This window comes from Kitasatospora humi (assembly GCF_020907985.1).
Taxonomy (GTDB): domain Bacteria; phylum Actinomycetota; class Actinomycetes; order Streptomycetales; family Streptomycetaceae; genus Kitasatospora; species Kitasatospora humi.
On the sequence record NZ_JAJJPA010000022.1, the window covers coordinates 55,075 to 77,297 of the forward strand.

Consider the following 22,223-nt stretch of genomic DNA (forward strand, 5'->3'; position numbering starts at 1 on the left):
GTCATGCGGGTGCGGAACTTCCGGCTGTACTTCGCCGGGCAGTCGGTGAGCCTGGTCGGCACCTGGATGCAGGCCGTGGCGCAGTCCTGGCTGGTGCTGGAGCTGACCGGCTCCGGCGCCGTGCTCGGCCTGGTCGTCGCCGCCCAGTTCCTGCCCGTACTGCTGGGCGGCCCGTACGGCGGCTTGGTCGCGGACCGGGCCGACAAGCGTCTCCTGCTCATGGCCACCCAGGCCGCACTGGCAACCCTCGCCCTGCTGCTCGGACTGCTGACGGTGACCCACACCGTGCGGCTGTGGATGGTCGTGCTGCTCGCCGTGGCGCTCGGCTCGGTGAACGCGGTGGACAGCCCCACCCGGCAGACCTTCGTCCCGGAGATCGTCGGACCGCGGCTGCTGCGCAACGCGGTCAGCCTCAACAGCGTCATGGTCAACGCCGCCAGGGCGGTCGGCCCCGCACTGGCCGGCATCCTGATCGGCACGGTCGGCGTGGGAGCGTGCTTCCTGGCCAACGCCGCCAGCTTCCTCGCGGTCCTGCTCGCGCTGCGCCTGATGAGCACCGAGCGGCTCATCCCGGCCCGTCCCGTCCAACGCGGGCCCGGGCAACTCGCCGCCGGGCTGCGGTACGTGCGGGCCACCACCGGACTGTGGGCGCCGCTGGCGATGATGGCCCTGATCGGCACGTTGGCCTACGAGTTCCAGGTGGTGCTGCCGCTGCTGGCCCGCATCACGCTGCACGGCGGCGCACGCACGTACGGCTTCCTCACCTCCGCGATGGGCGCGGGAGCGGTGGTCGGCGGCCTGGCCGTCGCCGCGGTCGGGGAGGCGGGAGTGGTCCCGCTGATCGGCGCCGCCGCCGGGCTCGGTGCCGCGCTGACGGCGGCCGCGGCCGTCCCCGGTGTCCCGGCCGAGGTCGCGGCCCTGGGCTGGGTCGGCGCCACCAGCACCGTCTTCCTGGCGACCGGCAGCACCACGCTGCAACTGGTCACCGATCCGCGCTTCCGCGGACGGGTCATGGCGCTGTGGTCGGTCACCTTCCTCGGCAGCACGCCGGTCGGCGGACCGATCCTCGGCGTCGTCTCCGAGCGCCTCGGCCCGCGCGCCGGACTGGCGCTCGGCGCTGCGGCCTGCCTGACCGCCACCGTGCTGGGCTTGCTGGTGCTGCCCCGCCTGCCCCCGGAGCACCGCTTCCTGGAACGCCGCGCCACCGACGGCCGGCCCGCACCGACCGCCACCGAGGCGGACCGAGCCTGACCGCATGGCCTCTCCGCCCCTGATCGCCGGTCGGACGCCCCGGCCCCGACGGCGGGCGCCGCACCCGCCCTCCGAGTGCGGCCCGCGGCCGGGGCCGGCCGGAGCCGAACGGGGTCAGCCGACGGTCACGGCCGCCGTCATCTCCCACACCAGCGCTTCGGCGCCGTCGGGGCCGCCGGTGATCCGCCGGCCGTCGGAGCCGGTGATCCGGGCGGCGTCGCCGGTGCCCAGCGGCCCGGCCCCTTCGAGCTCGGCGCTGCCCCGGGCGATGAACAGGTGGGCGAACGGCGAGGTGGGCAGCTCCAGGGTCTCGCCGGGACGGATCCGGGCGACGTGCAGCGCGGCGTGCTTCTGCCGGATGCCGATGGCGCGCCGGTCGGCGTGCTCGGGCATGCCGGAGGCCAGGGTGACCCAGCCGCCACGGGCGAGCTCGTCGTTGATGTCGAGCTGCTCGTAACCGGGCTGGATGCCGGCGGCGTCGGGGATCGTCCACATCTGCAGGAAGTGGACCGGGGTCTGGTGCTCGGGCTCGCCGGTGAGCGTCCAGGAGTCGTTCTTCTCGCTGTGCAGGATCCCGGTGCCGGCGCTCATCCGCTGCGCCAGGCCCGGGTAGATCACGCCGTTGTGCCCCTCGGAGTCCTGGTGGACCAGCGAGCCTTCCAACACCCAGGTGACGATCTCCATGTCGCGGTGCGGGTGGGTGTCGAAGCCGGTGCCGGGCGCCACGACGTCGTCGTTGGAGACCAGCAGCAGCCCGAAGTGGGTGTTGGCCGGGTCCCAGTGCCGGGAGAACGAGAAGGAGTGCTTGGAGTCGAGCCAGTCGGTGCGGGTGTGGAAGCGCTCGCCGGCGCGGCGGACGTCGAGTACGGATGCCATCGGTAGTCCTCCTTCGGTGTTGTTGACAGTTCAACAATAGCGCTGGCGAGGTATTCCCCCCACCGGCGGGTGCGTACATGCGGCTGCCGCCCCGAAGGAGCAGCCTTGAGTCATGGACACCGACATGCGCAAGGAAGCGATCGCCGAGGTGGCGGGCATCGACGCCGACGCCCGCTACCGCCTGGTGCGCTTCCGCGGTCACAACTGGGAGCCCGTGGACGAGCAGGAGTTCCGCGCCGAAGCCGCGCGCCTGTTCCCCGCGACCGACCTGACCGAACCCGGCCGGGTCGCCTGGCAGGACCACCCGTGGGAGTGGCCGGCCTGGCACCCGGGCGAGGCATAACGCAGCACGGCCGCGTCGGCGGGCCGTCACGCAATCCGCTGTTTGACCTCTGGGCAGCGGTGGCGGATTCTTGCGCCGTGGACGACATCGATCTTCAGATCTTGCGCGAACTGCAGGCCGACGGACGGCTGAGCAACCAGGAACTCGCCGACCGGGTGGGCCTGACCGCCTCGCCCTGCATGCGGCGGGTGCGACAGCTCGAACGCGACGGGGTGATCCAGGGGTACCGCGCCGTGGTCAACCCGGAGGCGGTGGGCCGCGGCTTCGAGGTGCTGGTCTCGGTCGAGGTCCGCCGCGAGCGGGCTGCCGTCGAGGCGTTCGAGGCCGCGCTGGCGGACATCCCCGACGTGATCGAGGCCTACCGCCTGTTCGGCAGCCCGGGCTGCCTGCTCCGGATCGCGGTGGCCGACCTGGAGGCCTATGAACGGCTCTGGATCGAACGGCTCACCTCGCTCGCCGGCGTCACCGAGGTCAATTCGCAGATCATCATGAAGCGGATCAAGGAGCCGCGCGGCTTCCCCGTGGACCGGCCCAGGTCGGCAGGGGCGAGCAGGCCGCGCCCCTGACGCGCCGCGGCCCTGGGAGCCACGAAGGCGCTCTCCACTCCAGCCCCCATCCCGGCGGGCGGGCTGCCCCGCGACCCGGGATCGCGTGGGCCGTGCCTACCGGGAGTGAGTCGGTCGCTGGCCCCAGCAGCTGATCAACGGGGCGGTGGTGACGTCGAGTTCGGTGTCGCGGAGGTTCGCCAGGTGCTGGTCGAGGTCACCGGCCGAGAGGTCGGGGCCGACCAGTTGGTCACGCAGTTGGCGCACGGTCGCGGCTTCGAGTTCGCGGCAGGCGCGCGAGGTGACGGGAGCGTAGGACTCGGCCGCGACGCTGGTGAGTCCGGCGGCGCGCAGCAGCCGGGGCAGGGTGCGGCCGAAGGCGAGGTCCACGCCCCGCTCGGCGAGGCGGGCGCGGAACGACCGGCGGATCCGGTTGGCCAGCACCTCGTTCGGACCGTGCTCGTCGGGGCAGGCCAGCGGCTGCAGGGCGGGGTCGGCGTCCTCGATGACGAGCCAGCCGCCGGGCCGCACGGTCGACGCGAGCTTGCGCAGCACCTCGGCCCGGTCGGGCAGGTGGACCAGCACGAGGCGGGCGTGGACCAGGTCGAACCGCTCATCCGGCAGCGGGTCCCGGGTGATGTCGTGCCGGATGACCTCGACCGTGTCGCCGGGCAGCCCGGTCAGCCAGCTGGTGTCGAGGTCGCTGGCCAGCACCCGGCCGGTCGGGCCGACCCGCTGCGCCAGTGCCCGTGCGATCCCCGGTCCGCCCGCGCCGACCTCCCAGCAGTGCTGCCCGTCGGCCACTCCCAGGCGGTCCAGGTGCTGCAGGGTCCAGGTGTCGAACAACTCGGCGATGGCGTCGAACCGCCGACCCGCTTCGGGTTCCCGGTTGTCCAGCAAGTAGGCGCGCTCGTCGGCCATGCTCTCCCACCTCTTGAGTCACTCCGTCTGCCAACGGGTGCTGCGGTCATTGGTGGTGATCCTAGGCAATGGACGTGGGACGGGTGGGGCTGTGCCGGTGCGGCGTCACTCGCCGCGCGCGTGGTCGCCGGTGCGGCAACGCGGTGCGGCCGTCGGGTGGTCGGCGGGCGCTGCCGCCTGCCGGACCTCGGGTCGGTGCCGGTCGGAGCATCAGGTGACCTGCCCTGATGGGTGCTTGCGCGCTGCCGGGAAAAGCGGAGCGGGCCGTCACCGGTGGCTTCGGTGGCGGCCCGCAGTGCTCGGGGTGGTCATGCGCTCAGGTTGGTCAGGGCACGGCGTGCGCGCTGGCTGGTGCGCTCGGCGCGGCTCTTGAGTCGCAGGGCACGGATGACGCGGTATTCGGCCGCCTCGCGCAGGCGCTCGTCGATCGTGGCCCGTGCGGCGTCGAGTTGGTAGGTCATGGTGGTGTCCCCCTCCTTGGGTGTGGGTGACCTGTCGGCATCGTCGTGGTGCCTCTCCTGCAGGTCGCCCTGTCACTAAAGATTCTACACCCAACCGAGCCAAGCTCCTTTCATTTTTCGCCTCCCTATGGGCAGATGCCTGCTTATCGAAGGATTCGACGCCGGTTGGGAGTCTGTTCAAGCTCCGTTGCGGGTGGGTTTGCCGGAATTGGGACCGTCGGCCCGGGCGGGCAGGCGGGCGGGGTGCCGCCGACACCGGGAGTCGGGCCGAGGGACCCACGACGGCACGTCAGCCGGCTCGCTGTCAGTCGTTCCTGCGCGATCGTCAGGGGCGCAGCGGTGGGACCAGGCGCAGTACGGCGTTGAGCAGCGAGTCGATGCCGTCCTGCGCGGGCTCGGTGGTGGTCTGGCTGAGCAGTCGCAGGAGCACGCCGATCGCCGTGGGGCTGGTCATGATGCGGCGACTGACCAGTGGCCGGTAGCCGACCCGGCTGAAGAGCTGCGCGGCGACGGCGTTGCCGAGCCGGTAGTAGCGGCCCCAGCGGTGGTCGAGTTCGGCCGGGTACCGCCGGAGTGCCTGCTCGCGGCGTGATCCGGGCGGCCGGGTGAGGGCGAGGGCGATGGTGTCGGCAGCGACCTCGGCGGCTTCCAGGGCCTGGGCGATGCCCTCGCCGTTCCACGGGCTGATCATGCCGGCGCTGTCACCGATCACGAGCAGCCCGGCGCGGTACTCCGGGCGGCGGGTGAGGCCCATCGGCAGGGCGGCACTGCGTGCTGGGCCGTCGGCGTGCGGCTCGTCGAGGTCCCAGCCGGGCGGTAGCCGGTCGACCCACTCGCGCAGGGTGCCCCGCAGGTCGGTGGCACCGTGCCGGCGGTGGGGCAGGCCACCGAGGCCGACGTTCACCCGGTCGCCGGCGAGCGGGAAGATCCAGCCGTAGCCGGGCAGGTCGGCACCGGTGCCGGCGCAGCGCACGTCGGCCCAGAAGTGCAGGTAGTCATCGGTGAACGCGTCGCTGCGGTAGTAGCGGCGGATCGCGGTCCCGAGGGGGCGGCGCTGGTCGCGCTGCCAGCCGGTGGCGAGAGCGGTGCGGGCGCTCGCGCCGTCGGCGGCGATGACCAGCGGTGCCCGCAACTCGGCGGTGGTGCCGTCGGCGGTGACCGCGGTGACGCCGGTGAGCCGGCCGGTGCCGTCGGCCAAGGGGGCGGTGACCTTGGTACCGGTGTGCAGCCGGGCGCCGGCGGTCTGGGCGTGCCGGGCGAGCAGGTGGTCGAAGTCATGGCGGGCGCGGGTGAGACCGAAGTCGGGCAGGCCGCCGTGCGCGGGCCAGTCGATGTCGGCCTGGCGGCCCGCGCAGTGCACCCGCAGGCCGCGTGAGCGCCGCCAGCCGGGGTCGTTCAGGTCGATGCCCAGCCGGAGCAGCTGGTGCACGCCGCGCGGAGTCAGGCCGTCGCCGCAGACCTTGTCCCGGGGGAACGTGTTCTTCTCCAGCACCAGCACGTCGATGCCCGCCCGCGCGAGATGTGCGGCGACCGCCGAGCCGGCGGGACCGGCCCCCACCACGATGACCTGCGCGTCCGTGCGTTCGGCCATCTCGGCTCCTCCGGATCGGTGACCCTCGTCCGCCTCGGTCATGCCCTCCTTGCCTCTACCCGGTGGCAAGCCGGACGAGTCTCACCCGATCGGAGGTACGGCCGACTGCCGGCCCGAGGGCCTGGCTCGATGCTCGGCCGGCGCTCGGCCCGGGGACGTTCCGCAGCCCCGTATCCGTTCTGTGCCGGCCGGCGCCCGACAGCGGTGGCGTTGCGCAGACGGCCCGGAGGCGACCACCACCGCAGGTGCTTCACCGACCTGCCGGGCCACGGCCGGCCGCGCCCCCATCCGGCGTCGGCTCACGGAACGTCGGATGGGGAAGGCAATCGGACGCGGCGCCACCGCCGGGGGCGGTCGGTCGGCAGGAGCGGTGTGCGACTCAGTGGTGCCCTGCGGTCTGCGGCGCGGGGGCGTTGACGGGGGAGCCGGCCGGGGCGTCGGTCCGGGCGGTGCCGCGGCGTTCCAGGGCGGCGGACCAGAGCGCGAGGGCCAGGGCGGCTGCGGCGAGGGCGGCGCCGACCCAGTTGGGGGCGGTGTATCCGAAGCCGGCGGCGATGACCAAGCCGCCGAGCCAGGCGGAGAGCGCGTTGCCGAGGTTGAACGCGCCGATGTTGACGGCGGAGGCGAGGGTGGGGGCGCCGTGTGCCTGGTCGAGGACGCGCTTCTGCAGCGGTGGGACGGTGGCGAAGCCGAGTGCCCCGACGAGCAGGATGGTCGCGGCGGCGAGCACCTTGTTGTGGGCGGTGAGGGTGAACAGGGCGAGCACGACGGCGAGCCCGCCGAGCGCGCCGTACAGCAGGGGCATCAGCTTGCGGTCGGCGAGCCTGCCGCCGATCAGGTTGCCGAAGAACATGCCGATGCCGAAGAGGACCAGGAGCCAGGTGACGGAGCCGTCCGAATAGCCGGCGACGCCGGTCATCATCGGCGCGATGTAGGTGATCGCGGCGAAGACGCCGCCGAAGCCGAGCACGGTCATCGCCATGGCGAGCACGACCTGGGCGTTGCGGAAGGCGGCCAGCTCCCGTCGCAGCTGGGCGCCTTGGGGGCGGGGCAGGGCGGGCACGAGCTTGGCGATGCCGAGCAGGCCGACGATGCCGAGTGCGGCGACGGCGGCGAAGGTGACCCGCCAGCCGACGGCCTGGCCGATGAAGGTGCCCAGCGGTACGCCGACGATGTTGGCGACGGTGAGCCCGGTGAACATGGTGGCGATGGCGCCGGCCCTCCTGGCGGGGGCGACCAGGTCGGCTGCGACGACCGCACCGATGCCGAAGAACGCGCCGTGGGCCAGGGAGGCCACGATCCGGCCGGCGAGCATCAGGCTGAAGCTCGGCGCGAGTGCGGAGAGCAGGTTGCCCACGGTGAACAGGCCCATCAGCAGCATGAGCATCCTTTTGCGGCTGACCTTCGTGCCGAGCGCGGTCATCAGCGGCGCGCCGATGACGACGCCGAGTGCGTAGCCGGTGACGAGCAGGCCGGCGCTGGGGATGGAGACACCGTAGTCTCCGGCGATCTCGGGCAACAAGCCCATGATCACGAACTCGGTGGTGCCGATCCCGAATGCGCCGATGGTCAGAGCGAGGAGCGCGAGAGACATGACGCAACCCTCCATGCAATTGCTTGTGCGGCTTACGGGCGTCGACAATAGTTGCACACGCGCTATAAAGGCAATCGCAGGCATGTGCTCTTGGGCCTGCGCTCCCGAACAGGGCTGAAGAGTTGCGGCGTCCGCCCGGGCGCGGGCGAGGGCACAGCTGGACCCACGGGCGACGGCACAGCCACACTGGGCCGTGGCTGCCGCAAGACCGGCCGGCCTCCCGCGCCCGCTCCCACCGGTGTCGGCGGGAGCGGGCGCGATACGGGAATCGCTGGGCGGCTACTCGGCCGAGTGCACCAACGTGCCACCCACGTAGGTCCGCAGGGCCCGGGCCGCGCAGATCTCCTCCGTCGGCGAGGCGAAGATGTCGCGGTCGAGCACCACCAGGTCTGCCAGTTGACCGGCTCGCAGACTGCCGGTGTCGTCGAGTCCGTTGACGTGGGCCGAGCCCGCCGTGTAGGCGGCGACCGCGCTGGCCAGGTCGAGGCGCTGCTCGGGCAGGAAGACGCGGCCGTCGGCGGCTCCGGGCTCGGTCCGGTTGACCGCGACGTGCAGGCCGGCGATCGGGTCGGGGCTGCTGACGGGCCAGTCACTGCCGGCCGCGAGTGTGGCACCGGCCCGCAGCAGCGAGCCGAACGGGTACTGCCAGGCGGCGCGTTCCGGACCGAGGAAGGGGATCGTCAGTTCGTCCATCTGCGGCTCGTGGGCGGCCCACAGCGGCTGGATGTTGGCGATGGCGTCGAGCTGCGCGAAGCGTGGCACGTCGTCGGGGTGCACCACCTGGAGGTGGGCCAGGTGGTGCCGGGTCGCGCGGCGGCCGTTGGCGGTGCGAGCGGCCTCGACGGCGTCCAGCGCTTCGCGCACCGCGCGGTCGCCGAGGGCATGGAAGTGCACCTGGAAGTCGAGCCCGTCGAGCTCCGTGACGTAGGTCCGCAGGGCCACCGGATCGACGAAGCTGAGACCGGAGTTGGCCGTGGCGCAGCCGCAGGCGTCCAGGTAGGGGCTGGTCAGGGCCGCGGTGAAGTTCTCCGCGATGCCGTCCTGCATGATCTTGACCGAGTCGGCCCGGAACCGCCCGAGGCGCATGGCCGCCCGCCGGGCGACCAGCTCCGGAACCTGCTCCGCACCCCGGTCGCGGTCCCACCACAGGGCGCCGGCGACCCGGGCGGTGAGCGAGCCGTCCCGGGCGGCGGCGAGGTAGGCGTCCGACGGATCGGGCTGGCCGTTGAACTCGCCGAGCAGGGCGTCCTGCCAGCCGGTGATGCCGAGCGAGTGCAGCAGTGCCTGGGCGCGCAGGAGCCCGGCCAGCCGTTCGGCGGTGCTCGTCGGCGGGACGAGCCGCGCGACCAGGCCGGTGGCGCCCTCCTGGAGGACGCCGCTGGGGGTGCCGTCCGGCTCCCGCTCGATCCGGCCGTCGGTCGGATCGGGGCTCTGCCGGGTGAGGCCGGCGAGTTCGAGCGCGCGCGTGTTGGCCCAGGCACCGTGGTGGTCGCGGTTGAGGAGGTAGACCGGGCGGTCCGGGACGACGGAGTCGAGCAGCTGCCGGGTCGGCAGGCCACCGTCGAAGCTCTCCAACGACCAGCCACCGCCGGTGATCCACGCCCGCTCGGGGTGGCCGCCGGCGAACTCCCGGATCCGCCGCAGGTATTCGTCGACACCGGTGGTGCCGGTGAGGTCGCACTGGGCGAGTTCCACGCCGCCGTAGACGGCGTGGATGTGCGAGTCCTGGAAGCCCGGGAGCAGCAACTTGCCGCGCAGGTCGATCACTTCGGTTCTCGGACCGATCAACTCCCGTACCTCGTCGTGACCGACGGCCGTGATCCGCTCCCCGGTCACGGCGAGGCTGCTCGCCCGGGTCCGGGCGCCGTCCCCGGTATGGACGGGACCGTGGGTGAATACCAGGTCGGCCTGGTTCATTGATGCGCTCCAAGCAGAGTCAGCGGCCTTCAAGCCGCGTTGGGAAAGGGGCGGTACGGCGGGCGGCGGGACCGCGAAGCGCCGGTCAGGCGGTGCCGGCCGAGCCGCTGCCGGCGCCGTCCGGGAGGTCGGCCGCCAGGACGCCGCCGACAGCGGATCCGGCCCCGGCGGCGAAGTACGGGGAGCGGCGGTGCCAGCGGGCCCAGGCGGCGGCCAGCAGTCCCGAGCCGACCATCAGCACCGGTATCAGCAGCTCGAACCAACCGTTGTCCGCGGCGAGTTCGAAGTGGTCGGTCGAGTCGTAGAAGGTCCAGGCGAGGTATCCGCCGACCGCCAGCAGGGTGAGCGCGCCGAGCACCGGGGCGACGACCGCCCGTAGCGCCTCGACCGGTGAGGTGCGCAGCAGGTGCCGGAAGCAGACGGCGGCGGCGACGGCGGTGAGGGCGTAATAGAGGGCGACCACGATGCCGATCGCGTTGACCGTGGCGGAGATCAGTGAGCTGACGGTGGGGATGACCAGCGACAGCAGGGCCAGGGCGACGGCGACCGCCGTGATCAGCAGGGTGCCCGCGGCGGGGGTCTGGTGGCGCGGGTGCAGACGGGTCCAGACCGGCCCGAGGGTGCCGTCGCGACCCATCGCGAACATGCCGCGGGCGGTGGGCACGACGGACGCCTGCAGCGAGGCGGCGGCCGAGAAGGTCAGGGCGATCAACGGCAGCGCGGCGAGCGGCTGGTGGGCGAGGCGGTCGCCGAAGTAGGTCAGGCCCTGCGCCCCGTTGCCGACCAACTCGTCGATGGGGAGCACGCGTTGGAAGGCGGCGCCGGCCAGGAGGAAGAGCAGCATCATCACGGTGAGGGAGATGAAGCCGCCGCGCGAGGCGTCCCGCGGGTCGTGGACCTCCTCACCCACGCTGAAGACCGACTCGAAGCCCCAGTAGCAGAACACCGCGAGCACCATGCCCTGGGCGAGGGCGTGGAACGAGGGGATGGCGAACGGGTCGAACCAGTCGAGGGAGAACGGCTGGGTGCCGGCGAACAGGCCGTACCCGCAGAAGCCGAGCAGGACGGCGTACTCGAACACCAGCAGGTACTTCTGCAGCCGGGCGGCGAGGTCGAGGCCGCGCACCGCGACCAGCGCCGAGGCGATCAGCACGACCATGCCGATCGCGGTGCACTGCAGCGTGGAGTCGGGGCTGAGGGACAGCCCGGCGACCCGGTGCACGGTGGCCGCACCGAGCAACTGGATCACCGCCGACCCGGTCACCGTCGTGGTGTAGGCCATGAACACGACGGTGCCGAGGATGTTGACCCAGCCGGTCAGGAACCCCAACCAGGGATTGAGGGCCGCGCCCACCCACCGGTAACTGCTGCCGGCGTCGGGGTCGACCCGGTTGAGCCGTCCGTAGCCGCCCGCGATGGCGAGCACGGGCAGGAAGGCCAGCAGCATGATGGCCGGCAGGTGCAGGCCGACGACACCCGCCATCAGACCGAGCCCGATGCCGATACTGCTGGTGGCCGCGGTACTTGAGGCGGCGAGCGCTATGGCGCCGCCGACGCCGAGCGACCGGCGCATCGCGGGCCCGGCGGCCGTGGTGGGGGTCCGGACGATCAGGGGGTTCCGGGGTCTCGGGTCCGGGTCCGAGTCGTTGCGCGCATCTGCCAACGGGTCACCGCCGTCTACGTGTCGGGGCGGCCGAAAAGGCCGGAGGTGTGGGGGAGTGGCGGCCGAAGGGGCCGGGTGGCAGGCCATGCAACCGGCAACCCCTTCACACGTCAATGCCGTTGTCATAAGGTCCCGGCATGGCCGACCGAGTGACTCCCGAGCCGCAGCGGCGGCGCAGACGACCCACCAAGCAGGGCACCGTCCTCTCCGAGAAGGTCATCGTCGACACCGCGCTGCGGCTGGTCGGGCTGCACGGAGCGCAGGCGCTCACCGTCCGACGCCTCGGCGCCGCCCTGGGCGCCGACCCCAGTGCGATCTACCGGTACTTCCACAGTACCGACGACCTGCTGCTCGCCATCGCCGACGAGCTGATCGGCCGCGCCCAGCACGGCTGGCAACCGACCGGCGACTGGCGGGCCGACCTCCGTGCCGTGGGACTGCGCATTCACGCCGCCTACCTGGCGCACCCTCAGGCAGCCATCCTCGCGGCCCACCGAACGACCGGGCGCGACAACGAGATCCTGGCCGTCGAGGCGATCCTCGGCGTGCTGCGATCGGCCGGCTTCCCGGACGCGCAGGCGGTGCGGATCTACCACGCGCTGGTGGACCAGAGCCTCGCCTTCGCCGCCCTCGACGCGGCAGAACTGGCCCTGCCCGCTCCCTCCCAGGCGGCCGACCTGGAGGTCTGGCAGTCCCGGTACGCCCTCCTGGACCCGCGCAGCCACCCCAACATCGCCGCCACCGCCGACCTGCTGGCCGCCGACATGCGGCTGAGCGGCTACCCGTTCGCACTGACCCTGCTGCTCGATGCGATCGCCGCCCGACTGCCCGATCCGGATGCCGAACGCAGGAGATCCTCGGCGTGAGCTTACGTCAACACCATTGACGTTATGTGGTGCACGGCGGTCAGATGGCGTCACCGGAGGCCGGCCCCGCCTCGCACCATAGGAGTCTCGTCATGGTTGATCCCGTCCGCTCGCTCCAGGACGCCAAGCCGCTCCCCTTCTGGCTGGACGACCCGGGCCGCCCGCAGGCGGCCTCCACCCTGGTGTCCGACACCCGCTGCGACCTCCTCGTGGTCGGCGGCGGCTACACCGGGCTGTGGACCGCCCTGATCGCCAAGGAGCGCGACCCCTCGCTCGACGTCCTGCTCATCGAGGCGCAGGAGATCGGATGGGCCGCCTCCGGCCGGAACGGCGGCTTCTGCGAGTCCAGCCTCACGCACGGCCTCGGCAACGGCTACCAGCGCTGGCCCGGCGAGCTCGCCCGACTGGAACAGCTCGGGGCCCGGAACCTGCAGGCCATCGAGAACACGATCAAGCGCTACGGCATCGACTGCAGCTGGGAACGCACCGGGTCCATGACCGTGGCGACCGAGCCCTACCAGGTCGAGGGGCTCCACGAGCTCGCCGCCCTCGCAGGCCGCTCCGGCAGTCAGCTGACGGTCCTGGACGCGGACGCCGTGCGGGCCGAGATCGACTCCCCGACGTTCCTGGGCGGCGTCTGGGACAGGCACGGCGTCGCGATGGTCAATCCGGCCCGCCTGGCCTGGGGCCTCAAAAAGGCCTGCCTGGAGCTGGGCGTGCGCATCCACGAGCACACCCGGGCCACCGACCTGGTCCGCTCCGGCGCGGGGATCGCCGTGCGCACCCCCTACGGGCAGGTCCGCGCCGGGCGCGTCGCGCTCGGCACCAACGCCTTCCCGTCCCTGCTGCGGCGCCACCGCCCGTACACCGTCCCGGTGTACGACTACGCCCTGATGACCGAGCCGCTGACGGACCAGCAGCTCGCCTCGATCGGCTGGCGCAACCGGCAGGGCTTCGCCGACAGCGCCAACCACTTCCACTACGTCAGGCTGTCCGACGACAACCGGATCCTGTGGGGCGGTTACGACGTCATCTACCACTACGGCGCGCGGGTGCGCGCCGAGCACGACCAGCGGCCGCAGACCTTCGCGGTGCTCGCCCGGCACTTCTTCGAAACCTTCCCCCAGCTGGCGGGCGTGCGCTTCAGCCACGCCTGGGGCGGTGCCATCGACACCTGCACCCGGTTCAGCGTCTTCTTCGACCTCTCGCACGGCGGCAAGGTCGCCTACGCCGCCGGCTACACCGGCCTGGGCGTGGGAGCGACCCGCTTCGGTGCCGAGGTGCTGCTCGACCTGCTGGCGGGCGAACGCACCGAGCGGACGGCCCTGGAGATGGTGCGGCGCAAGCCGCTGCCCTTCCCGCCGGAGCCGATCCGCTCCGCCGGCATCGGGATCACCCAGTGGTCGCTCGCCCGCGCCGACGAGCGAGCCGGCCGACGAAACCTCTGGCTTCGCAGCCTCGACCGACTCGGCCTCGGCTTCGACAGCTGACCGCCGACAGCCGTTGCACAGCAGCGAACAACCACACGCGACCCCGCCGCATCACTGAAAGGGGAGCGCCGTGCAGATCACCATCGCGGGCGGGGGCATCGGCGGCTCGCCACCGCACTGAGCCTCCACGCGGCCGGGTTCGAGGACGTCACCGTGCACGAGGCCACCCGGGAGATCCGTCCGCTCGGCGTCGGGATCAACCTCCTCCCGCACGCCGTGCGGGAGGGATCCTGCCGGGCGGAGCGGACTGGCAGGTGCTGCACCCCGACGGCATGGCCGGCATCGACGCCCGCCACACGCTGCGCACGCACGACGACGCGCACCTGCACCTCGCCGCCGCCGGCGTCCGCCACGGCCCGCCCGAGGTCCTCCAGCGGCCGGCCGCGGGGAGGAGGTGGATCCGGCCGAGTACTACTTCAGGCTCTTCTGCCGCTTCGAGACGGGTGACGAGCGCTACCGGTGGCTCAACCGCACCCTCGCCGTCGCCACGGGTGCCCGGACCGCCGAGGCCGTCCGCTGCACGGCGTTCACCCCCACCTGAGGCACATCGCAGGCGCGTGCGGGCGGACTACACCGATGTGGGGCGGCCACGAGACATCGCGAACCTCCCACCGGCCCTCGATGCAGTTGTGCGGCCCACCGCCGTGACGGTCGCAGCCGTGGTCACCCGGCGGCCACGACCACGGTGCGGTGGGCTCCCGGGACGGTCAGCGTCTCGCCCCGCGGCGTGCGAGCAGCCAGCCGATCAGGATGCCGGTGGCCAGGGTCACGGCCAGGACCGTCCAGAGCGGGAGCGTCACGGTGCTGATCCAGAGCCGGACGGAGACCGAGCCGGTGTTGGCCGCGATGAACCAGACGGCGAGGATCGCCAGGACAATTATCCCGATCGTGCGGAACCGTACTGTCCGTCCCTTCACCGTGACGGTCGACGTGCGCTGCGGCGGATCGGTGTACTTCGCCATGGTTCCAGTATGTGGCGCGCCGCACGGTCCGCTCGCCCGGGGACCCGCTCCTGGGCCGGCCCGCAGGCAAGTGCGACCCACATCGACCTTCGACACCCCGCCGCGGAGCCGGCGGGGCGTCGGTGTGTCGAGCCGGACAGCTGCCGCACACCGCCCCGGTCAGCCATCGACCAGGTGCCGGTTCGATCCGGTCAGATCGCGGCCGGAGTGACCCACTCGACCAGTTGGATCACCACGCCGTCGGGATCGGTCACCTGGAACAGCCGCTCGCCCCACGGCTCCTCCCGCAGCGCCATGGTGATCTCCACGCCTTCCGTCCGCAGCCGGGCTTCCCCGCCGGCCTGCCGCCGTCGCCGAGGACAACCGCGCTCTACCGCGCCCACCCCCTGGACGGCGGCCGTCCTGCTGGCGCTGCCATTCCCCCGGGGGGCCGGCGCTGGTGATCCAGGTACCGGCGCAAGGCCGCTGCGCCGATGGATTCCCCGGTCGGCGGCTTTCCGGTCGCGGTTTCGCCGGCCGGGGCCGAGGGTGGGCGGCGGACACCCAGGCGCCGCGCGGTCGGTTGGGGAGAACCGGCAGAACCGGCCTCCGGCCTCCGGCCGCGGATTCTTCCGTGACCCGAGGGAGCGGTCCGCCGACCGCGGTGCGGACAGGACTTGAGGAGTAGGCGATGACGGAGTACGAACGCACCCGCACCATGCCGGCCCTGCCGGAGCTGGTCTTCGATGAGGCGGCCGATACCGGGCGGCTCGACGCGTGGATGCCCCGCGACCTGCACGTGCGGGTCGATGACCCGCCCGCGGTGACCGTGCACGAGGACCGCAGCGGCGCGGACGAGCGGGGACTGCTGCGGGCGCTGCGGGACCAGCGGCGGATGGAGTGGGGCACTCGGGACGACGGGCGGTACGCCGGGTGGCTCCAGGTGGCCGGCATGGGCGCCGGGGCGAGCCAGGTGACCATCCACCTGTCGTTCTTCGGCGGGACCTCGGCCCCGACGCGTGAGGCTGTCGAGCAGGGCCTGGACGAAAGCCTGGCCCGGTTGGAAGAGCAGGTCCGCCTGAGAGTCGAGAACAGCGGCTGACCCGCCGCTCCTGCGGAGGCGTGCCGCCTTGGTCAGCCGAGCGAGTCCACCGGCTCGGCGATCGCCCTCAGCGGCTGGGGGCCGCGAGTTCGGCAGCCGGTCAGCGGCGTTGCTGCGGTGGGCCGGGCCAGCCAGGACCCGGTCCACGGCCTTGCGCAGCGCCGGTTGGCCCCTCGACGGGCTGCTCGGCGTGGCCCAGCACGACGACGACCGCGTCCACCCGCCGAAACCGGTCCGTTCACCGGGCCGGTCTGCTGCTCTTCGGCACAGCACGAGAGCTGCTGAGCAAGACCTTCCAGTTCCCGAGACCATTGCTCGGCGCGGCGCCCGGGCGACAACTGTCCGCGTTAACCTCCGTGGCGGCGCCGACCGGGGCGCGCTGAGCCGCCCCCGGCCGCCGCCAAGGGGCGGCCGTCCGGAGCACGTTTCCGGACCGCCGCCCCGGCTGCCGCGAACCCGGACGCCGCGGGGCCCGGTGAGCGGGACTCAGGATTGGAGCCTTCAGGAAGCGAACCCCATGGACCCTCATGAAGCGAACCCCATGGACCCTCACGAAGCGAACCCCGTGGACCCTCAGGAATCGAAGCCCAGGCCCAGGCGGTCCAGGGTGCGCAGCCAGAGGTTGCGACGGCCCGCGTTGCGGTCGGCCAGGTCGAGTGAGCGCTTCGTCAGCTCGATGCCGATCCAGCGCACCGGCTCGGGCGGGAACGGCAGCGGCTTGCGGCGCACCATCTCCAGCGCGGTGCGCTCGGTGTGCTCGCCCGCCAGCAGGTCGAGCATCACCTCGGCGCCGAACCGCGTGGCGCCCACCCCGAGGCCGGTGAATCCGGCGGCCAGCGCGACCCTGCCGCGGTAGGCGGTGTCGAAGAAGGCCGAGAAGCGGGTGCAGGTGTCGATGGCGCCGCCCCACGCGTGGGTGAACCGCAGGCCCTCCAGCTGCGGGAAGGTCTGGAAGAAGTGGGTGGCCAGAGTCCGGTAGGTCTGCGGACGGTGGTCGTACTCGGCGTGAACCCGGCCGCCGTAGTGGTAGATGGCGTCGTAGCCACCCCAGAGGATCCGGTTGTCGGCGGAGAGCCGGTAGTAGTGGAACTGGTTGGCGCTGTCACCCAGGCCCTGCCGGCCCTGCCAGCCGATCGAGGCGAGCTGCTCGGCGCTGAGCGGCTCGGTCATCAGCGCGTGGTCGTAGACCGGAACGGTGTAGGCGCGGGTCCGCTTGACCAGCGAGGGGAAGACGTTGGTGCCGAGCGCGACCTTGCCCGCGAAGATCCGGCCGTACGGGGTGCGCACGGCCATGCCGGGACCGGACTCGGCGAGGTCGGTCGCCCGGGTGTGCTCGAAGATCCGCACGCCCGCCTCGAGGCAGGCTCGCTTGAGGCCCCAGGCGAGTTTGGCCGGGTTGACCATGCCCACGCCGTCCTTGTCCCAGAGGCCGCCGAGGTAGGTCGGCGAATTGACCTCGGCGCGCACGGCGTCGCGGTCCAGGAAGGTCAGCTCGCTGCCGAGCTCCGCCGCGAGTGCGGCGATCTCGTGCAGGTCGTCCACCTGGTAGGGCTCGGTGGCGATGTCGATCTCGCCGGTGCGCTCCCACTCGCAGTCGATCGCGTAGCGCTTGACGCTGTCCTCGATGGCCTGCAGGTTCTCGGCGCCCAGCCGCTCGAGCCGGGCCAGCTCGCGGGGCCAGCGCTGGTGGCCGTTGCCCAGGCCGTGGGTGAGGCTGGCGGCGCAGAAGCCGCCGTTGCGCCCGGAGGCCGCCCAGGCGATCTCCTGGCCCTCGATCAGCACCACGTCCAGCGCGGGGTCCCGCTCCTTGGCGATCAGTGCGGTCCACAGGCCGCTGTAGCCGCCGCCGACCACCAGCAGGTCGCAGGTTGCGTCCCCGACCAGGGCGGAGAGCGCCTGCGGCCGCCCGGGGTCGTCCAGCCAGAACGGGGTCGGCTTGGCGTCCTGGAGGGAACGGACGGGATCCATGCGTGTTCCTTAGCTGCTGTGGCGGGGGCGGGATGGGAGCGGGGGAGGAGGGTCGGGCCGGTCAGACTCAGGCGGGTTCGCTGAGCGTGATGGCGTAGGCCTTGCGGAGGGTCTCGTGGATGGTCCAGGTGGTCCGGTCGCCCTCGTGCAGGACACCGGCGTCGCCGGGGCCGACCTCCAGCGTGGAACCGCCGGCCACCTGGATGGTGGCCCGGCCGCTGACCACCACGAAGAGTTCGTCGGCCTCGGTGTCGGTCACCACGCCGGGCGTGATCTGCCATATGCCGCGCAACTGGCGGCCGTCCTCGGACTGCCACAGGACGCGGCCGGTCACCTGCGGCGTACCGGAGACGACCTGCTCGGGGTCGAGCGGCTCGGGTTCGAGGTCCGCGTCGGGGATGTGCAGGGCGAAGCTGTTGTTCATGGGCTTGACGCTATCCACTGGCGCAGGCACCCGGGAGTGAGCACGGTGTGAACCTGACGTCGTGCCGGGTGACACCCCGTAAGGCCGCCGGGCGCTGCTTTCGGCGCCCGGCGGAAGCGGGAGCGCATGGTGACTACGAGGACACCCCGGCCGGGTCGGTCACCGGTGCGAGGGCGGCCCGGCGGGCCTTCCGAGCCCGGTTCGCGGCGAGCGGCGGGTAGAGCAGCACGGACCCGGCGACCACCACGGCCGCGTACACCACCGCCCGACTTCCGCTCTGGCTGTACTGCTCCCAGGCCGCCCAGGAGCAGACGCCGCCCAGCAGGAGCACGATCGCCGCGATGCTGGACCAGCCGCCCGGGATCCGGTAGGGCCGCTCCAGCTCGGGCTCCTTGATCCGCAGCGCGATCAGCGCGGCCACCTCCAGCAGGATGCCGAGGTTGGTGAGGAAGACGTCGAAGATCACCAGGTTGGTGAAACTGCTGAGGCAGAACAGGGCGTAGATCGCCGAGGAGCCGATGATCGACACGATCGGCATCCCGTAGCGGCGGCTCTCCTTGGCCACCCAGGACGGGAAGTAGCCGTCCTGGGCGAGCACCAGTGGCAGGCGGGAGTTGGAGGCGAGCAGCGCGGAGAACATCGCGACGGCCGCGAACATCCCGCCGATGGTCACAGTCACCTGCAACCAGGGGCCCGCCAGGGCCTTGGCCACCTGGGAGAACGACCCGGCGTCCCAGTTCTTCCAGCCGGCGTCGCCGCCGGAGCCGATGGACAGCGAGGCGAGCGAGGGCAGCAGGTAGCCCACCATGATCAGCACGACGGCCATGGCGAGGGCCTTGGGCAGGTGCTTGCGCGGATTCTCCATCTCACCGGCCACGTTGGAGACGCTGTCCCACCCCGAGTAGTTCCACATCACGATGAACAGTCCGGCACCGAAGGCGTTCCACATCGACTGGTCCGACGAGGAGGTCATCGAGCCGACCGGGTTGATCCCGTGGCCGACGAGGTGGGCGATCCCGACCGCGGTGAGGATGAGCATCGGGGTCAGGCAGATGAGCGCGAACGCCACCGACGAGTCACCGACCCAGCCCGCGCCGAGCAGGTTGAGCAGGGTGAACACCACGATCACGGCGAGGCAGATGAACCAGTTCAGGTCGAACCTCAGGTGCCCCAGGGAGAACAGCACGTGCCGGCCCGGTGCCACCGCCGCGACCAGGCTCTGCAAGTAGCTGGTGAAGAGCACCGGGTAGAGCGCCATGTCGACGAAGCTGTTGATCCACTGGAGCAGCCCCTGCTGGAAGCCCCAGAACTTCCCCAACCCCCGCTTGACCCAGTGGTAGGAACCGCCCTCGACCGGGATCGCGGTCCCGAGCTCGGCGACCGCCAGCGAGTGCGGGATGCTGTAGATCACCGGGGTGACGATGATCAGCAGGATCCCCATCCCCGGCCCGGACGCCGAGAAGAGCCCCTCGATGCCGTAGGCGCCGCCGGAGACGCTGAAGAAGATCAGCGCGACCAGCGGCATGAGGCGAACGCGCTTGGGCGCCGACAGGCGATTCACCGGGCGATCCACGGCGGTTGTGTTCAATTCGTCACCTCTGAGGAGTGGTGCTGAGTGCGGAGTGGAGCTGGACGGCACCGAATGGGGAGCCCACCGGGCAGTGGCCCGGCGACCGGGGTTCAAGCCCTGTCAAGATCCTTGTGGGCCTAGAGTTTCGGGGCTGCTGCTCAACCCGGCAATCGAGCATCCTGTCAATGTTCCTGCGCACACCTTGACACCATGTTGACGACAGCTGGTTGACATGCGCAGCCGACCAGCCTGAGAGCGGGCCGGTGGCAGCAGCGCCACCGAGGTTTCCCGGGGATGCGGAAGGTCGCCCGAGCCGGCCTGGTTGGCCGTCGGAACCGTAGTCCCCCCAGGCCGGCCCCGTCGCCGTTCGGCGCGCCCCGAGGGCCCGTTCACCAGGGCCCGGCAGCACATGTGCGGTTCACTGGACCGGAGGCCGGCCGCCACGTCGGCGGACCGCAGCGATTGGGCCGCCTCCTCATCCCAGCAAGGTTATTGACGTGCCGTCATGTCAGTAGATTTACGCGTCGGCCACGGCACGGTCGATCTCGCGGGACATGCCACCGCGGGCTCCTCGACGGCCTGGTGCCCGGGCCCGCTACCCCGGTGGCGGCGAGCACCGCGCGCTGGATCGCGCGCTGGATTCCCGAAGGCCGAGCACGAGCCGGGTAGGACGCCGGGGCTGTGCAACTCCTGCTATAGAGTGCGGTGTTGACGTCGCTCGCCCTCAGTGATCTGCAGGCCGCCGGCCGGCGCATTCGCTACGAGCGCGTTCGGCCGCGCCTTCAAGAGCACGATGTCGTCAAAGCGTCTGGGCGGCAGGCCGGCCAACAAGTAGGGGTGGGATCCGCGCGATCGTGCGCGAACCCCACCCCTGGTGGTAGCGGGGACAGGATTTGAACCTGCGACCTCTGGGTTATGAGCCCAGCGAGCTACCGAGCTGCTCCACCCCGCGTCGGCGAGATCAGCTTAGACGGTAATCGTGCCAGCGCGAAATCGGTTACCCGTTTTGTCAGGAGTCGTAACGATGTCGCAGCCACACGAAACATCAAAGGCCACCGTCAGTGCCGGCCGACAGGGCGGCTTCTCGAGTCGAATGCCTTGGGCCTTGGGCCGGACGGAGGGGCGGGCGGATTGCCGACCACCCCGACCGCCCGCCCATCGGCGCGAAGGTCATTCGGTGTGCTCTCAGCCGACCTTCCAGATCATCGGCACGTCCATCGGGGCGCCGTAGGAGAGGAACTCCGGCGCTTGGCCGTTCGGCACCAGGTAGACGCCGCACTCGCGGTCGCCCTTGCCGTTGTCGGCCGGGGCCGGATTCGGCGTCTGGCACTGCGGGATGTGGTAGACGACCGGGCTGCTGTTGATGATGCCGCTGTCATCGGCCGTCGTGTGCACCCAGATCCGCATGTCGTTGTCGCCGAAGTCCGGGACCGTGGCGCCGCTTTCATTGGTGAACTGGACCGTGACGAAGTACGGCGTCTTGCCGGCCAGTTCGGAGTCCTGGAAGTGGAGGGGCGCGACATCGGCGGCGGTTGCCTTGACCACCGAGACGGGTGTGATGGCCAGCTTGTGAGCACCCTTCGAGTGGCCGGTGGCGGTCGGGCCGAGCGGACTCTGGTAGGTGCCTGCGCCGCCGCTGCCGTTGTCGGTCGGCGTGGCCGCGCCGGCCGCAGCTGACGGGGTGGTGGCGCTCCCGGTGCTGGCACCCATGCTCGGAGTGGCGCTGGTGGCGACCGAAGGCGCTGCGGAGTTGGCGCTGGTGCCACCGGAGTTGTCGTCGGGGCCGCAGGCGGTCAGCAGCAGGGCGCACGCGGCGGTCGGCAGGGCGAGACGCAGCAGGGCGTTGGTACGCAAAGAATTCCCCCATGAGATTTCGGACTGGCGAGTCCAGACTCTACCCAGGTCGAACCTGCGGGGTCGGAGTCAGGGGCCGATGAACAGCGCTGTCCTGCGCCAATCGGCCGTTGCGGAGCCATGAGTCGAGAGCGGGGCTGGACACGATGGCGTCTGTGACGTCTCCTTGCTCGCTCGCGTGACAGGGCGCCTCCTGGCCGTGTGCCTTGATGGAGTGGGCCTGCAGCGAGTTCGTACACACCGAGCGCCTGGAATGTAGGGCTGTTCTTGGCCGGTCGGTCCGGCGAAGTCGCTTGATCGGGCCGGACATTGGCCAACAGGTAGGCCGCGAGTGGTGCCGCCTGGCCCTGACGCGGTGTCGCGTACCCTGCTGGATCGTCGCCGATTCCATGCAGCACAGCTGCCACGTTTGACTGGGAAAGCCCCGGTGGACGCCACTGCGATCCGCCCAACTTCTCTCGGGCTCCGCGTCGTTCCGGCCCGCGTCGGTGACCACTGCGTGTCGGCGGCGTAGCCCGTCAGCGCGTTCGCCGGCGGCTGCCGAAGGTCCGCCGGGGACTTCGTCCCCTGGCGCCCCGGCTCGGTGACCGCGTTGCCCATCAACAGGATCCGGGTGTCCACGTGGCCGGTCTGCATCGGCGAGCCCGGCGCCAGTGGCCGTTGAACCACCGAACCCGCCCTGACCAACTCGCCAGCACCTCCCGCACAGTGGGGAAAGCTCAGGTCGACCGGGTGGGGCGTCTCGACGTCGACGGAGCACGGGTCCCGGAATCGCAGATGCGAGCCGTGTCTTCGCCCGACCAGCACCTGTACCCCGGACAGGCCGCCGACAAGCAGGCCCTTCCG

The 22,223-nt window shown here is 71.7% G+C and carries 18 protein-coding genes, 1 tRNA gene and 3 pseudogenes; 8 read left to right on the top strand and 14 right to left on the bottom strand.

Going from position 1 to position 22,223, the window contains the following annotated elements:
* The first annotated feature begins 3 nt into the window (after positions 1-3).
* The gene (locus LN042_RS21140; RefSeq protein WP_230052855.1) at positions 4-1,251 is read left to right on the top strand and encodes an MFS transporter; all 1,248 of its coding nucleotides are present in this window, start codon (positions 4-6) and stop codon (positions 1,249-1,251) included.
* Positions 1,252-1,365: 114 nt separating this feature from the next.
* Here LN042_RS21140 and LN042_RS21145 read toward each other — a convergent pair whose 3' ends face one another.
* On the bottom strand, positions 1,366-2,127 hold the full coding sequence (locus LN042_RS21145; RefSeq protein ID WP_230052856.1) for a pirin family protein: 762 nt from the start codon (positions 2,125-2,127) through the stop codon (positions 1,366-1,368).
* 112 nt (positions 2,128-2,239) lie between these two features.
* Between LN042_RS21145 and LN042_RS21150 the strand changes: the two genes are divergently transcribed.
* Positions 2,240-2,470, top strand: a complete 231-nt coding sequence (locus LN042_RS21150; RefSeq protein ID WP_230052857.1) for a hypothetical protein — start codon at positions 2,240-2,242, stop codon at positions 2,468-2,470.
* A 77-nt stretch (positions 2,471-2,547) separates the two neighbouring features.
* On the top strand, positions 2,548-3,036 hold the full coding sequence (locus tag LN042_RS21155) for an Lrp/AsnC family transcriptional regulator (protein ID WP_230052858.1): 489 nt from the start codon (positions 2,548-2,550) through the stop codon (positions 3,034-3,036).
* Between the two features lie 96 nt (positions 3,037-3,132).
* Here LN042_RS21155 and LN042_RS21160 read toward each other — a convergent pair whose 3' ends face one another.
* The 6 genes from LN042_RS21160 to LN042_RS21185 all read right to left on the bottom strand — a co-directional run bounded on the left by LN042_RS21160 (position 3,133) and on the right by LN042_RS21185 (position 11,072).
* Positions 3,133-3,936, bottom strand: coding sequence for a methyltransferase domain-containing protein (locus tag LN042_RS21160; RefSeq protein ID WP_230052859.1), 804 nt, complete (start codon positions 3,934-3,936; stop codon positions 3,133-3,135).
* Between the two features lie 308 nt (positions 3,937-4,244).
* Positions 4,245-4,397 carry a hypothetical protein gene (locus LN042_RS21165; RefSeq protein ID WP_230052909.1) on the bottom strand — a complete coding sequence of 51 codons (153 nt, stop codon included), beginning with the start codon at positions 4,395-4,397 and terminating at the stop codon, positions 4,245-4,247.
* 325 nt (positions 4,398-4,722) lie between these two features.
* Entirely contained in the window at positions 4,723-5,988 is a 1,266-nt protein-coding gene (locus LN042_RS21170) for a geranylgeranyl reductase family protein (protein WP_230052860.1), read from the bottom strand.
* 379 nt (positions 5,989-6,367) lie between these two features.
* Positions 6,368-7,582 (bottom strand): MFS transporter, encoded by a 1,215-nt coding sequence (locus tag LN042_RS21175; protein ID WP_230052861.1) that lies wholly within the window; start codon positions 7,580-7,582, stop codon positions 6,368-6,370.
* 279 nt (positions 7,583-7,861) lie between these two features.
* Positions 7,862-9,499, bottom strand: coding sequence for an amidohydrolase (locus LN042_RS21180; RefSeq protein WP_230052862.1), 1,638 nt, complete (start codon positions 9,497-9,499; stop codon positions 7,862-7,864).
* 85 nt (positions 9,500-9,584) lie between these two features.
* Complete coding sequence (locus tag LN042_RS21185; RefSeq protein ID WP_230052908.1) at positions 9,585-11,072, bottom strand: APC family permease; 1,488 nt, start codon at positions 11,070-11,072, stop codon at positions 9,585-9,587.
* A gap of 227 nt (positions 11,073-11,299) precedes the next feature.
* On the opposite strand from LN042_RS21185, the gene LN042_RS21190 reads away from it, so the two are divergent.
* The 4 genes and pseudogenes from LN042_RS21190 (at position 11,300) to LN042_RS21205 (ending at position 14,059) form a co-directional block, all read left to right on the top strand.
* Positions 11,300-12,028, top strand: a complete 729-nt coding sequence (locus LN042_RS21190) for a TetR/AcrR family transcriptional regulator (RefSeq protein WP_230052863.1) — start codon at positions 11,300-11,302, stop codon at positions 12,026-12,028.
* Between the two features lie 92 nt (positions 12,029-12,120).
* Positions 12,121-13,518, top strand: coding sequence for an NAD(P)/FAD-dependent oxidoreductase (locus LN042_RS21195; RefSeq protein WP_230052864.1), 1,398 nt, complete (start codon positions 12,121-12,123; stop codon positions 13,516-13,518).
* Between the two features lie 70 nt (positions 13,519-13,588).
* Positions 13,589-13,743, top strand: a pseudogene (locus LN042_RS21200) (flavin-dependent oxidoreductase); the annotation flags it as partial.
* A gap of 47 nt (positions 13,744-13,790) precedes the next feature.
* Positions 13,791-14,059: pseudogene (locus tag LN042_RS21205) on the top strand (DUF3237 domain-containing protein).
* Between the two features lie 166 nt (positions 14,060-14,225).
* Here the strand turns inward: LN042_RS21205 and LN042_RS21210 are convergent.
* Complete coding sequence (locus tag LN042_RS21210) at positions 14,226-14,480, bottom strand: LapA family protein (RefSeq protein WP_230052865.1); 255 nt, start codon at positions 14,478-14,480, stop codon at positions 14,226-14,228.
* Between the two features lie 191 nt (positions 14,481-14,671).
* Positions 14,672-14,812 (bottom strand): annotated as a pseudogene (locus LN042_RS21215) (VOC family protein); the annotation flags it as partial.
* 338 nt (positions 14,813-15,150) lie between these two features.
* Between LN042_RS21215 and LN042_RS21220 the strand changes: the two are divergent.
* Positions 15,151-15,561 carry an SRPBCC family protein gene (locus LN042_RS21220; protein WP_230052866.1) on the top strand — a complete coding sequence of 137 codons (411 nt, stop codon included), beginning with the start codon at positions 15,151-15,153 and terminating at the stop codon, positions 15,559-15,561.
* Positions 15,562-16,134: 573 nt separating this feature from the next.
* On the opposite strand, the gene LN042_RS21225 is transcribed toward LN042_RS21220, so the two are convergent.
* The 5 genes from LN042_RS21225 to LN042_RS21245 form a co-directional block, all read right to left on the bottom strand.
* Positions 16,135-17,529, bottom strand: a complete 1,395-nt coding sequence (locus LN042_RS21225; RefSeq protein ID WP_230052867.1) for an NAD(P)/FAD-dependent oxidoreductase — start codon at positions 17,527-17,529, stop codon at positions 16,135-16,137.
* Positions 17,530-17,596: 67 nt separating this feature from the next.
* A complete protein-coding gene (locus tag LN042_RS21230; RefSeq protein ID WP_230052868.1) occupies positions 17,597-17,953 on the bottom strand; it encodes a cupin domain-containing protein in 357 nt (118 codons plus the stop codon).
* 133 nt (positions 17,954-18,086) lie between these two features.
* Positions 18,087-19,514: an APC family permease gene (locus LN042_RS21235; RefSeq protein ID WP_230052869.1), complete on the bottom strand. Its 1,428-nt coding sequence runs from the start codon at positions 19,512-19,514 to the stop codon at positions 18,087-18,089.
* Between the two features lie 884 nt (positions 19,515-20,398).
* Positions 20,399-20,475, bottom strand: a tRNA-Met gene (locus LN042_RS21240).
* A 233-nt stretch (positions 20,476-20,708) separates the two neighbouring features.
* The gene (locus LN042_RS21245) at positions 20,709-21,377 is read right to left on the bottom strand and encodes a hypothetical protein (RefSeq protein WP_230052870.1); all 669 of its coding nucleotides are present in this window, start codon (positions 21,375-21,377) and stop codon (positions 20,709-20,711) included.
* Positions 21,378-22,223 lie beyond the last annotated feature (846 nt).